This window comes from Clostridium sp., from assembly GCF_029267215.1.
GTDB lineage: Bacteria > Bacillota > Clostridia > Clostridiales > Clostridiaceae > Sarcina.
In genome coordinates this window covers 148,802-162,777 of the sequence record NZ_JARIDH010000022.1, presented here as the reverse complement: position 1 = coordinate 162,777, position 13,976 = coordinate 148,802, and the positions used below count along the sequence as shown (strand labels likewise).

Here is a 13,976-nt window from a genome sequence, read left to right as displayed (position 1 = left end):
TATGGATAAAAGAGTTTATGGATTAATTTGCATTTCATCAAGAATGGCAAACTGGAATGCTGATTTTACAGGATTTCCAAAAACAACTTCTGAAGGAGATATATTTGGAAGTGACAAAGCTTTAAAATATCCTATGAAAAAATCATGGGATAATGCAGGTGATAAGGTTCTTTATATAAAATCAATGAAGTTTTCAGATGGAAAAAAAGGAGAAGTTTCTTTAGTTCCAAAATCACTAAAAGAAAGATATGAGGAAATCTTTAGTATTGATAATTTAAAAGATGAAAAAGATGGTAGAAATGTTTTAATGAATCTTTTTAAAGCTAAAGATGTAAAAAACTTTGGAGCTACCTTTGCAGAGAGTAATAATAATATATCAATAACTGGGGCTGTTCAAATAGGTCAAGGATACAATATATATGATGAGGCAGAGGCTGAGGAACAGAAAATACTTTCTCCTTTTAGAGATGGAAGTGAAAAGGCTAATAAAAAAGGTGATGAAGAGGCAAAAAATTCAACATTAGGAAGTAAAATAGTAACTCCAGAAGCACATTATTGCTATCCTTTTGTTATAAATCCACTTGCGTATAAAGAGTTTATAAATTTAGGTGTTACAGATGGATATACAGAAGAGGATTATAAGGAGTTTAAAGAAGCTGCAATTTCATCAACAACTTCATTTGCAACCAATTCAAAAGTTGGATGTGAAAATGAACTTTCAATATTTATAAAAACAGATAGTACATTATATTTACCAAATCTAGATAGATATGTGAAGTTTATAAAAGGGGAAGAAAAAAATATTTTCGAATTAAATTTTAAAGAGGTTTTAGAGGGCTTAGAGGATAGGATTGAAAGTATAGAAATATTCTATAATCCTTTAACAATTGATTTGAAAGCTAATTTTGAAGGAGCTAAATATTACAATATCTTTAGTAAAAAAGAGGTGTTGTAATACATGAAAGCTTTAAAATTCACATTAGAAGGGAAAACTGGATTTTTCAAAAGACCAGATGTTAATTCTAATATGTACTTTACCTATGGTCATATACACAAAGTAGCTCTTCTTGGTATATTTGGAGCAATATTAGGATATGGTGGATACAATCAGAGAAATTCAAAATATAAGGGTGAAAAATCTAAAAAGATAGAAACAAAGTTTCCAGAGTTTTATGAAAAACTTAAAGATTTAAAGATTTCAATAGTCCCTAATAATAAAAATGGGGTTATTAGAAAGAGATTAAATGTATTCAATAATACTGTTGGATATGCTTCACAGGAGCAAGGGGGAACTCTTATTATTAAAGAGCAATGGCTAGAAAACCCTTCTTGGGATATATATCTTCTTTTAGATGGAGAAGAAGCAAATAAAATTTCAAAGGCTATTTTAAATAGAAATTATGTATATTTACCATACCTAGGTAAAAATGATCACATGGTAGATTTATTAAACTATGAAATATGTAATTGTGAAGAGTGTATAGAAGTAAATCGTATAGATAGTTTCTTTATAAAAGATAGTTATAGGCTTTCTAAGAAAGAGAAAGATGATATATTTAATATGTTTAATGAATTTGAAGATGAAAACTATAAAGAAGAAACTTATTATAAATATGAAGAATTTTTACCAATAACTTTAAATGATGAAACAACAATGTATGAATGTAAGGGCTTAATTTATACAAATAGCTATTTAGAAAAAGAAAAAGAGAGTTTAATTTATAAAGTTAAAGATAAAACACTTCAATTTATATAGAAAAAATATTTTAAATAAGTTAAAGTAATAGGCTGTATTATATATACTTTTTGGATATGTAATACAGCCAAATTTTATATGAAAATTAAATTAAAAAGAAAGGGGATCATTATGTATTTAAAATTTTTAGATTATATAGATTTAGATGATTTAACAAAAGAAAATTATAAAGTTTTTGCACATAAAGATAATGAAAATATAAAAGAAAAAGAAACCTTAAAAATACATATAGAGTTATGTAAAAAGTATTTTAAAAGAATTTATGAGGATAAAGAATTAGAAAAGATTTTTTTAAATTTTGAAAATATATTCTTAAAGAATCCTTTGGAGGAAGAAAAAGAACTATTTAGAAAAATGCTTTTAGGAATAATTAGCTTACATGATATAGGAAAAATAAATCCGAATTTTCAAAAGGAAAAAATGGATAATGATTTAAAAATTGATATGGGACTTATTTCAGATACAAATCATTCCATATATTCATCAATAATATATATAGATTATTTTTTAGAGGAAATTTTAAATTTAGGAAAAGCATATAAGATAGGAAAAGACAATAAAGATGTGTTTTTTGCATTACTTATTTTAAATTCATATATAATATCAAAACACCATTCTCCTTTAGATGATATTAAATTATATTCAGGAGATTTTGGTAAGCTTATGGTAGAATTTGAAGAGTATAAAATAAGGGGAATTAAGAACGTTATAGAACCAGTTTATTTTAAAAAACTAAGATTAAATAAAGGGAAGATAAATTTAATAATAGATAGGTTTAAGGAATTTAATAAGATAATTTTAGAAGAGGAAAATGAAACCAAAAATTCAATAAACTTATACACCTATGAAAGGTTTATGCTTTCAATTTTAATAGCCTGTGATTATTATGCTACATCTGAATATATGAGTGGAACAGAGATAAATGATATAGGAACAATTAAGGATATAGGTAAGTTTTATAAGAGCTTTAGAGAGGGGGAGATTTATAAACACATAAGAGAATATGAAAAAAGTGAATATGGAAAAAATCAAGATTTTTCCAAAGTAGATAATATAAATATCTTAAGAAATGAGATGTTTTTAGATGCTGAAAAGGAGATGGTTAAAAATTTAAACAAAAATATATTTTATCTAGAAGCACCTACAGGTAGTGGAAAGAGTAATGTAGCAAATAATTTAGCTTTTAAAATAATAGAAAAGGATCCTTCAAAAAATAAGATATTTTATGTTTATCCATTTAACACTCTTATAGAACAAAATATTGAAACTTTAAAAAAAATATATAAAACCAACAAAGAAGTTTTAGAAGAAATTGCGGTTATAAATTCATTGTTTCCAATAAAAGAAGTAATAAATGATAACTATGAAAGAGATTCTTATTTTGAAAATGAAGAATACATTGATTATTCAAAATCCTTATTAAATAGGCAGTTTTTAAATTATCCTATGATTTTAACAACTCACGTATCTTTATTTTCATATATGTTTGGAACAAATAAAGAAAATATATTTGCTTTTCACCAATTAGCAAATAGTGTAATAATACTTGATGAAATACAAAGTTATAAAAATTTAATATGGAGAGAAATAATAGAGTTTTTAAATGAATTTTCAAAGTTACTAAATATAAAGATTATAATAATGTCTGCTACTTTACCAAATTTAGAAAAACTATTAAATTCAAAGGGGTTAGAAAATGATAATTCAGTTAATTTAATAAAAAACAGAGATAAATATTTTAAAAACAAGAAGTTTAAAAATAGAGTAAAGGTAGATTATTCTCTAATGGATTTAGAGGATGAAGAAATTTTCGAGAAATTAATTGAAAAGCTTAAAGAATATGAGGGAAAAAAGAGAATAGTAGAATTTATAAATAAAAAAAGTGCCTATAAATTTTTTCAAGAACTTAAATCAAAAGAAGAATTAGGAGAAATAAAATCAGAGATTAGACTATTAACAGGAGATGATAATTCTGTTGAAAGAAAAAATATAATAGATGAGATTAAAGGTAATAAATTAAAATATCCTTTAGAAAACATAATTTTAGTTTCAACTCAGGTTATAGAAGCTGGAGTAGACATAGATATGGATATTGGATTTAAAGATTCATCTATATTAGATAGTGAAGAACAGTTTTTAGGAAGAATAAATAGATCCTGCCTAAAGGAGGATTCAATAGTTTATTTCTTTAATTTAGATGATGCAGTAAGCATATATAAAGAAGATGTTAGAAAAAATTCAAATTTAACTTTAAAAAATAAAGAACTTAGAGAAATACTTAAAGAAAAGCAGTTTAACAAATATAATGAACTTGTAAATGAAAGCCTTTTAGAAGTTACAAGCAGAGAAAATTCAAATAATACAAGAGAGTTTTTTAAGAATTCTGTTGGAAATCTTAATTTTTCAGAAATTGAAAAGAAGATGAGATTGATAGATAAAAAAGAAAATGAAATTCAAATATTTTTAGCTTATGAATTAGAAGTTAAAGATAATAAAGAAGAATCTATAAAAAAAATAAATGGAGAAGATGTATGGCAAAAATATAAAAAGTTACTTTTAAATAATGATATTGATTATGCAGAAAAAATAATAAAGCTTTCAAAGATTAAAGCTGATATGAATTATTTTATTTATAGAATAAAAACAAATCAAAATTTTAATTATAATGATAGAATTGGAGAACTTATTTATATAAGTAATGGAGAAGATTTCTTTGAAAATGGGAAATTAAATAAAACTTTGTTTGAAAAGGACATTGGAGAATTTTTGTAAGAGGTGAGAATTTTGAAAGCAAATGGAACACTTATAAATTATTATTTTCATTGTAAAAGGCAATGTTATTTTCATGGAAACAGATTAAATTTGGAGGATAATAGTGAAAATGTTAGCATGGGTAAAGCACTTCATGAAGAGAGAAACAAAGGGGATAATACAGAAATAGAAATTGAAAATATAAAGATTGATAAGCTTACAAAAGAATATCTTACAGAAGTTAAGAAGTCTGATGCTGATGTAGAGGCTTCAAAGTGGCAGTTATTATACTATCTTAAAGTTTTAAAAAATAAAGGGATTGAGAGAAAAGGAAAGTTAGAGTTTATAGAAAAAAATAAAACAAAAAAGAAAACTTTAACCTTTGAATTAACAGAAGAAAATGAGAAAAAATTAGATGAAGTTATTAGTGATATTGAAAAGTTAATTTTAGAAGAGGATATACCAAAATTATTAAATGAGCCTAAATGTAAAAAGTGTGCTTATTATGAGTATTGTTATATTTAGAGAAGATTATAAAAGTTTGAGAGGAGTATTAAAATATGGCAAAAACCAAGTATATAAGCTCTATGGGTGAACTTACAAGAAAAGATAACTCGCTATGTTTTAGAAAAGGTGGAAAAAACATATATATACCTGTAGAAGGAGTAAATGAAATATATTGTCTAAATGAAATAAGCATAAACACAAAGTTATTAGATTTTATAGGAAAAAATAATATAGTTATGCACTTTTTTAATTATTATGAAGGATATAGTGGGACTTTTTATCCTAAAAATAAATATAATAGTGGAAAGTTATTAATAAAGCAGGTTAAAGTATTTAATGAAAATAGAATAGAAATAGCTAAAAATATAGTTGAAGGGATAGGAAAAAATATATATGAACTTCTATATCATTACTATAAACATGATAAAAAAGAAGTAAAAGTAACTATAGATTGGATAAAAAAAGAATTTTACACTAGATTAGATAATTCAAAAAATATAAATGAGATAATGGCTGTTGAAGGAGAGCTTTGGCAAAGGTTTTATTCTGATTTTAAGTTTATATTACCAGAGGAATTTATAATGAATAAAAGATGCAAAAGACCACCAGATAATCCAATAAATGCTCTGATATCCTTTGGGAATACTCTTCTATATACTAAAACAATATCAACTATATATAAAACTCACTTAGATCAAAGAATAAGTTTTTTGCATGAGCCTTCAGAAGGTAGATTTTCATTAAGTTTAGATATTAGTGAGGTTTTTAAACCAGTAATAGTATATAAGACTATTTTTGAATTGGTAAATAGGAAAACATTAAAGGTTGAAAAACATTTTGATAAGAAAGTTAATTATTGTCTTTTAAATGAAGAGGGAAGAGAAATATTTATAAAAGCTTTTGAAGAAAGGTTAGATTCAGTATTTGTACATCCAAAACTTAAGAGGAAAATAACTTATAAAACAGCTATAAAACTAGATTGCTATAAACTTATAAAATTCATAATGGAGGGGAAAGAATTTAAGCCATTTAGTTTAAAAGATAATTACTAATAAAGTATAGTTATAATAAACTTGTAGACTATAGATTATAATGAGCTTGGAGGAAAATATGAAAGGGAAAAATAATATAAACTATAATTATGCTTTTTTATTTTATGATGTAAATGAAAAAAGGGTAAATAAAGTATTTAAAATTTGCAAAAAGTATTTATCACATTTTCAAAAGTCAGTTTTTAGAGGAGAAATAACACCATCTAATCTTATTAATTTGCGAAAAGATTTAAATAAAGTAATAGAAAAAGATGAAGATTTTATATGTATAGTTAAATTATTAAATGGTAAGGTTTTTGGAGAAGAAGTTTTAGGCGTTAAAGAAGTAGTAAATGGTGAAAATTTAATACTCTAACTAATATTTTACCAATGATAAAAAAATAAAAGAAGGTTTAAACTATTGAAATAACAGCGATTAGAAGAAATATAATATTATGCTTTAAATTTTAATGAAACATTGGTAAAATATTATTGAAGATATTGAAATAACAATATCTTATAAAAAAGTTGAAAATAAAAATGGCTATTTTACAAGCATTGAACCTTAACATAGGATGTATTTAAATTATCTTTCATGATTGCCACCTCCTTAAAATTTATATTGAACCTTAACATAGGATGTATTTAAATTGTATTTTTTCTAAAAAGTCGTATGTATAAATTTTGATTGAACCTTAACATAGGATGTATTTAAATAACCCATATTTAAAATTTTTATAAACCAATCTAACATTGAACCTTAACATAGGATGTATTTAAATATTTTAGAATTTTCGGATATAAATTTAAAATATATGGATTGAACCTTAACATAGGATGTATTTAAATTTAACACTAGCTATACTAAGCCCATTTTTACCAACATTGAACCTTAACATAGGATGTATTTAAATTTTGCACTATATATATCTTCTTCTTTTTTAAGTCATTGAACCTTAACATAGGATGTATTTAAATTCTAAGGATGCATTGTCACAAAAAGAAAAGAACCAAATTGAACCTTAACATAGGATGTATTTAAATATGTAAGCAGAACCATGTCCCCATTTTTCTTTTAAAATTGAACCTTAACATAGGATGTATTTAAATGAATGACTAAAAGATTTTTTAAAGTGTTAGATTGTGATTGAACCTTAACATAGGATGTATTTAAATAGCGGTCATTTTGAGTAACAAGAATTACACTAAATATTGAACCTTAACATAGGATGTATTTAAATCCAAGCTTATGTGTTTCTTTTTTCATTTCTTCCTATTGAACCTTAACATAGGATGTATTTAAATTGTGCAACTGGAATGCTAACAACAATACCAAGCGATTGAACCTTAACATAGGATGTATTTAAATAGATGCTTTGAATGAGGAAATAGACAACTTAGTTAATTGAACCTTAACATAGGATGTATTTAAATAATTTCTGTCCAGTTGATTTAATTGTACCTATTAATATTGAACCTTAACATAGGATGTATTTAAATATTTTTTCTATTGTATAATATTTTTGTTCCGCAAGTGATTGAACCTTAACATAGGATGTATTTAAATACAAAAGCAAAAAGAAACTTTAGAATTTTTAAAAAATTGAACCTTAACATAGGATGTATTTAAATTCAGAATTAAATTTAATAGCAGGACGAGAAACCTTTATTGAACCTTAACATAGGATGTATTTAAATAATAAAAAATGAAATAATAGATTCTCTTGATATAAGATTGAACCTTAACATAGGATGTATTTAAATGGGAAATGCAGTTTATTAAGCAAATACATAGAAGATTGAACCTTAACATAGGATGTATTTAAATAAAACTTTATTTTGTAAGCCGTCTGCAAATTCTCTTGATTGAACCTTAACATAGGATGTATTTAAATAGATAAATTTTTTGTTGATGTTTATGTAGAACATAAATTGAACCTTAACATAGGATGTATTTAAATAAAACTTTCTCTTATAGACAAATTATTACTAATTGATTGAACCTTAACATAGGATGTATTTAAATGTACTTTGATTAATTCAAAAAATATGTTCATATTTTAATGTTAATCTTTTTTAATAAATGTTTCATTTTTGTAACTTTAGTGTAATGTTTTTAAATATAAGATTTTAAATAGTTCTTATATAATTAAATCAAGGAATTTATATAAGCAATAATTAAATTTTTACATTATATTAAAAGGAGGTTTTTATTATGAACTTATTAAATTTTGCCATTTTATTATCTTTATCAATATTTATTTTACCAGCTTTAATTGGACTTGTTTACATATCTTTAAGTAAAAATCTTCCTAGTGATGAAAAAGGCGAAGAGTTTAACATAAGCTATGAAGAGTTTTAATTGAAGTAATCATGAAAAATTAGAGGTATTATATGAATTTATACTGAAAAAGGATTTAAAGATTATTTATCTTTAAGTCCTTTTTTATTTTCATCAAAGAAGAACTACATCTAATGCTACTAAGAAAGCATTTAAAGATTATTTATATTTTTATTTAGCATAAATAAAAATGCCTGTTAAATTTGGTGCTAATGAATTTTTATAGTATTAATGGAAGTTTTTTATTTTAGTATGGGTATTATTTTGGGTTTAATTTAGAAAACTGGTGACTTTAGAAGAGAAAAATATATGAATTTATTAAGGATATATTAGTAAATTTTTTAAAAACTTCTATTATTGATTAATTATATTGAGTTATAAATTGGAAAAAATATTAGGATTTTGTATAATTAAATAGATAAATTAAATTAAAATTGAGAGGTTTTGGTAAAATGGATGAAAAAATTTTAAAATGGTATATTAAAAATGTAGATGAAAAAAGATTAAGAGAAATAATTAGATATGTAGATTTAAATATAAATGGATTTCCAAAGAACAAAAGAAAGAAAACTTTACCTCCTAGAGTTATTATATCAAGAAGCTTGGAGAATAAATCAAATATAAATAGTCTTAAGGATTTTTTTGATTTAACTTCTTTAAATGGAATGAATGAGAATTATAAAGAAGAAGAGTTAATAAAGATTTTTAATGATGGAAATGCAAATGAAGAAATTATTGAGTTTATTATATCCACTGAAAAAAATAATTATTTAAGTCTTAAAGAATTAATTGTAGATGAAATAGAAAAAAATTCATTAAGACTAACTTATGAAGGAGAAAAAAAGGTAGATATCCTAGAAAATAATGATTTTAAAGTTCATGGTTTAAAAGATAATAACAAATTAGAAGATAAAAAATTAAATTTAGAAGAAGGAGAAGCTAAGGAGGAAATAGCTTCAAGTATAGAAGAAAGTAAAATAATAGAAGAGGTAAAAGAGGAAGTTTCTTATGAAATTCTCTTAAAATTAAAAGAGGAATATGAAATTTTAAAAGAGAAAAATAGAAAAAAAGATGAGGAAATTAGAAAGCTTAGAGAAGAGAAAAAAGTAGCTTTGCTTGAGAATAAGAGTTCAATTAAAAACTTAAAAAAACAAATAAATGATTTAGAGTTAGAAAATAAAAAGTTTGAAAAAAATCTTAAAAAACTTAATGGAATTGAGGAGAAAGGCAAAGAGCAATATAATTCATTAAAAGAAAGATATGACAAGGCTTTGAATGAAAAAAGACAGGGAAATGAAGAAAATGCTCTTTTAAAAAGCGAAAATCAAAAGTTTAAAAATAAAGAAATCAAGTTGAAAAATGAGATTAAGGAGCTTAAAAAAGAAATTGAGCTTAAAGAGAAAGAAATGGAGAGATTTTCAAGGAGAAGAATAGCCATAATAGGAGAAATAGATGATTTTCATATAAAAGGTTTAAATTATGATTTTAGTAAAATTGACGTGAAAAAGATAGAGGATTTAGATAAACTTTTAAATGACTATGAGGAAGTTTGGGTACTTTTATATGACTTACAAGTAGTGGATCAAAGTAGAATAAATAGAAGAGAAAATAATTATAAGGTTTATAAGTTTAGAAGCTTTGGGGAATTAAAAGATCATATGGATGTAGTTATGTAGGAGGGTATTATGAAGAATTTTAGTATATACATGTTAGGAAAAGTAAATAGTAATATATTTTTAAATAACAGAAAAATACTTCAGTTTGGAGTTAAGACAATTTCAAAGTTTAATAATGGAGAAATATGTGAAGAGAGTTTTGCTTGTTTTTCTAGTGGAATGTATGAATATGGTTTTTTTGATTGTGAAGATGAAGAGCGTGAAGTAAGAGAAGAGAGACTTTCAGACTTTCTTTTAGATAAACTAGTTATGTTTAAGCCTATGAAAAAGGATGAATTTCATAAAGACGTAGAAAATTATCTTATGGAGGAGACAATTATTCTTAAGAAGCCAGAGAGTTTTAAAGAGGATTATACTTACAGAGTAGTTCCAGTATTCTCAAAAAAGAAAAACAAGGTTTCTTTTGAAGAATTTAAGAATTTATTACTAAATAATAAGTGGATTGAAGGAGTGAATGGTGTAGAAGAGGGCAGGGATTCTGCTCCATCAGTAATATTCTTTGAAGATGAGGAGAAAATAAGAGCTATTACAGGAATAGAAAGGCAAATATATATAGATGACAAGGTGTGCTATGGATTTAATGAGCTTAATGTAGTTGAAGAGGATGAAAAATGGTATCAAAGCTTTGTTAGAAGTCCAAAATGTGAGGATATAATTTTTGTTGAAGAGAATACCTTTTTAGAAATAATTGATTTAGCTAATAATCAAGAAGTACTTAAAAAAGAAGAGGAGGCTTTAAAAGAGGAATTTAAGGATTTCTTTTTTCAGAATAATAGTGGAAAAGAGGTTTTGTTACAAGAGAATAGGAAAAAAGAAGGATATTCTTATGAACATAAAGGATATATTTTAGATGAAAATACTCATGAAGGGAAATTTATAAATAACTTTACTAAGACATGCAGAAATATGAATCTACTTTATAAAGAAGAGGACTTAATAAATTTTCATACCTCTATGAAATCATCAAAACTTGTTATACTATCTGGCATGAGTGGAACTGGAAAGTCTAAAATTGTACAAGCTTATGGGAAAGCTTTAGGCTTAAAGGAAGAGGGACTAAATTTCATACCTGTTAGACCTTCATGGACTGATGATAGTGATTTATTAGGATATGTTGATACCATTAATAAAGTGTATAGACCAGGAGATTCTGGCTTTTTAGATACTTTAGTTGAAGCAGAGAAAAATAAGGATAAACTTTATATAGTATGTTTAGATGAAATGAATTTAGCAAGGGTTGAGCATTATTTTTCACAGATTTTATCAGTCTTAGAGCTAGATGGTGAGGATAGAGTATTAAAGCTTTATAATAAAAGTTTAGAAGAGGAATTAAAAAATTCAGATAGGTATAAAGCTAATATAAAAATTGGAGATAACATATTATTTGTTGGAACTGTTAATTTAGATGAATCTACTTGTCATTTTTCAGATAAGGTTTTAGATAGAGCAAATGTTATAAGTTTAAATCAAGTAAGTTTCTTAGAACTTAAAAAATTAGAATGTGGAGAACCTTTAGAAAGTAATTTAGAAGAGTTTTCATTTTTAGATTATGATAATATGACAAAAAAATCAGAGTGTATAGATTTAACAGAAAGAGAATTAGAACTTTTAACTGAAATTCATAAAAATATGAATGTTTTAAATAGAAATGTAGGTATAGGCTTTAGGATAGTAAGTCAAATAGATAGTTATATAAGGAATTTACCTTTAGGAAAAATTATAACAAGAGAAAAGGGAATTGATATTCAGCTAGCTCAAAGGGTTTTACCAAAGATTAGAGGAACTAAGGAACAGTGGGGAGAATTTATAGGTGAGTATTATAACAAAGAAGTTTTACACAGTGAAATTCTTAAAATCTTAGATGAATTTAAAGATGTATCAAATTTTGAAGTATCAAGAGCTTATATCTTAAATAAGGCAAGAGAGTTAGAGATATATGGATACACATTATAATTTTAAGGTTAACTTTCATCAGTTATACAACAATGAAATAAAAACTTTGAATTTTTATGAAACACTAAATGATATAAGCAAGAAAGATTTAGTAGAAATTGAGGAAAATAGGTTAATAACAATTCAGTTTAACTGTGAAAATAAGGATGCAAAACTTTATTTAGATTGTTTAGATGAATTTCCTTTAGATTCATTTTCAGAGGATTCTATTGGAATATCAAAAAATGAGATTTATATTAAACCATGTAAGGAGGAATTTCCTCTTTACTACAATGAGGGAGTTTGTCCATTTATACCAGGAATATATGAAATAAGAGTAAAGGTAGAGGGAAAAATTTATTACTCCCTATTTAATGTAATAGGTAAAAATTTAACTTTTGATGAGAGCAATGAGTTAAAGAGAGAATTAGAAAGTGAAATTGATGGAATAAGCTTTGAGTTTATAAGGAGAAAGTTTTCTTTTATAGATGGAGAACTTTTAAAAGAGCTTCCTAAAGATTTATATGCTTTTCTTATAATAGAGAAGGATTTTTCAAATATAATGAATGCTCTTATGGAACTTAAAGTTAGGCCGAATTATAAAATAAGCAATAGTTATAGAGTTATAAATGAGGAAAAGGTTAGAAAAATAGATAACATTACAATGAGAAGTTATCTAAATAATTCAATAAAGCCTGGATTTATGAAAGCACCAATAAAAAATATAGAATATGATTTACCAGAAAATAGGTGGGTAAAAAAGATTGTATGTGAAATGATGACCATACTAAATAGGTTTTCAAGAGGAGTTGGAGAGGTAGAAAAGGAAAAGTTAAGTGATTTTAGTGGGAATGAAGAGGATTTAAAAAGTAAATTAAATGAAGAAAGAAGACTAAAGCTTTTAAAAGGTATAAAGGAGCTTAGAATAAAGGCAGATAGAATGAGAAGTTCCATAAATATATTAAAATCAACTGATTGGTATAATTTGGTTGGAAGAACTTTTGGTCATAGTATTCCCCATGTGCTTATTCAAGATTCTAGATATAACATATTATATAGGGTTTATGAAAAACTTCATTCTGAGGAATTAAAAAAAGAGAAAGAGAATATAAACTTCTCTCTCCAGTTTAAAAGAACAGATAATCTTTATGAAATGTGGTGTTATATAAAAATATGTAAAATACTTAGAGATGAATTAAAGTATGAAAATATTCAAGGAGACATATATACAAAGGAAAAAAATAAGATTTTACAAAGTTTAAATAAAAATACTGTGGTAACTTTCAAAAAAGAGGATGTAACCCTTAAATTTTATTATGATAGCCCTATTCCAAGAAAGAGCAGTGAAACAGATTTTAATGAAAAGCCAATTTTTATAAAGGCTTTAAATAATAGACCAGATGGAAGACTTGATATATACAAAAATGAAATATTCCTAGGAAGTATCATATTTGAATTTAAATATAGGTATAGGGAAGATATATGGAAAGAGGATTGGTATAGCAGCTTAGACAAAGGCATTGTAAAACAGCTTATGGCTTATGGAACAAGCTGTGATAGTATATTCAACTTAAAGAAAAATGGGGACCTTATAAAAGAAAAAACACCATTTAATCCTCTGCAAAAAGTTATAGTATTATATCCAAGGTCTAAATATGATGAGTTTAATTTAGATGAGGATGAGGATAATAACTTAAAGTTCATAAAACTAAAGCCTAAAAATAACTTAGAAGTTTTCACCTTAGAGCTTAAAAATGAAATAGAGAAAGTTCTTAAAAAAGAAAGGTTTTATGGAATTTAAATAGCTAATTAAAAGCACAAAACAAAGAGATTTTAAATCCTAGTATTCCTTTAGATTTCTTATTATTAATTCTTTTTTAGGAATTAACTTTCTTAATATTTAAAATGCATAATTTAAAAAATAAAGTTTAAAAAAATGAACTTAAAAAACTTGCAAGTAGCATAAAAACTTAAGAATTTTC

The 13,976-nt window shown here is 24.8% G+C and carries 10 protein-coding genes and 1 CRISPR repeat array; all 10 genes read left to right on the top strand.

Features of this window, described 5'->3' with window-relative positions:
- Window position 1 precedes the first annotated feature (1 nt).
- On the top strand, window positions 2-955 hold the full coding sequence (locus Q1K13_RS03175) for a type I CRISPR-associated protein Cas7 (protein WP_300347684.1): 954 nt from the start codon (window positions 2-4) through the stop codon (window positions 953-955).
- 3 nt (window positions 956-958) lie between these two features.
- The gene (gene cas5b / locus Q1K13_RS03170; RefSeq protein WP_300347683.1) at window positions 959-1,756 is read left to right on the top strand and encodes a type I-B CRISPR-associated protein Cas5b; all 798 of its coding nucleotides are present in this window, start codon (window positions 959-961) and stop codon (window positions 1,754-1,756) included.
- A 111-nt stretch (window positions 1,757-1,867) separates the two neighbouring features.
- Window positions 1,868-4,528, top strand: a complete 2,661-nt coding sequence (cas3, locus tag Q1K13_RS03165) for a CRISPR-associated helicase Cas3' (protein ID WP_300347682.1) — start codon at window positions 1,868-1,870, stop codon at window positions 4,526-4,528.
- 12 nt (window positions 4,529-4,540) lie between these two features.
- The gene (gene cas4, locus Q1K13_RS03160) at window positions 4,541-5,032 is read left to right on the top strand and encodes a CRISPR-associated protein Cas4 (protein ID WP_300347681.1); all 492 of its coding nucleotides are present in this window, start codon (window positions 4,541-4,543) and stop codon (window positions 5,030-5,032) included.
- A 35-nt stretch (window positions 5,033-5,067) separates the two neighbouring features.
- Window positions 5,068-6,066 carry a type I-B CRISPR-associated endonuclease Cas1b gene (cas1b, locus tag Q1K13_RS03155; protein ID WP_300347680.1) on the top strand — a complete coding sequence of 333 codons (999 nt, stop codon included), beginning with the start codon at window positions 5,068-5,070 and terminating at the stop codon, window positions 6,064-6,066.
- A 58-nt stretch (window positions 6,067-6,124) separates the two neighbouring features.
- Entirely contained in the window at window positions 6,125-6,421 is a 297-nt protein-coding gene (gene cas2 / locus Q1K13_RS03150) for a CRISPR-associated endonuclease Cas2 (RefSeq protein WP_300347678.1), read from the top strand.
- A gap of 181 nt (window positions 6,422-6,602) precedes the next feature.
- A CRISPR array of direct repeats spans window positions 6,603-8,071; the repeat unit is 30 nt; unit sequence ATTGAACCTTAACATAGGATGTATTTAAAT.
- 189 nt (window positions 8,072-8,260) lie between these two features.
- Window positions 8,261-8,407 carry a hypothetical protein gene (locus Q1K13_RS03145; RefSeq protein ID WP_300347677.1) on the top strand — a complete coding sequence of 49 codons (147 nt, stop codon included), beginning with the start codon at window positions 8,261-8,263 and terminating at the stop codon, window positions 8,405-8,407.
- 431 nt (window positions 8,408-8,838) lie between these two features.
- Window positions 8,839-10,062, top strand: coding sequence for a hypothetical protein (locus Q1K13_RS03140; RefSeq protein WP_300347676.1), 1,224 nt, complete (start codon window positions 8,839-8,841; stop codon window positions 10,060-10,062).
- Between the two features lie 9 nt (window positions 10,063-10,071).
- Window positions 10,072-12,015, top strand: coding sequence for an McrB family protein (locus Q1K13_RS03135; RefSeq protein WP_300347675.1), 1,944 nt, complete (start codon window positions 10,072-10,074; stop codon window positions 12,013-12,015).
- A complete protein-coding gene (locus Q1K13_RS03130) occupies window positions 11,999-13,795 on the top strand; it encodes a DUF2357 domain-containing protein (RefSeq protein WP_300347674.1) in 1,797 nt (598 codons plus the stop codon). The genes Q1K13_RS03135 and Q1K13_RS03130 overlap by 17 nt, the downstream gene beginning before the upstream one ends.
- The last annotated feature ends 181 nt before the right edge of the window (window positions 13,796-13,976 follow it).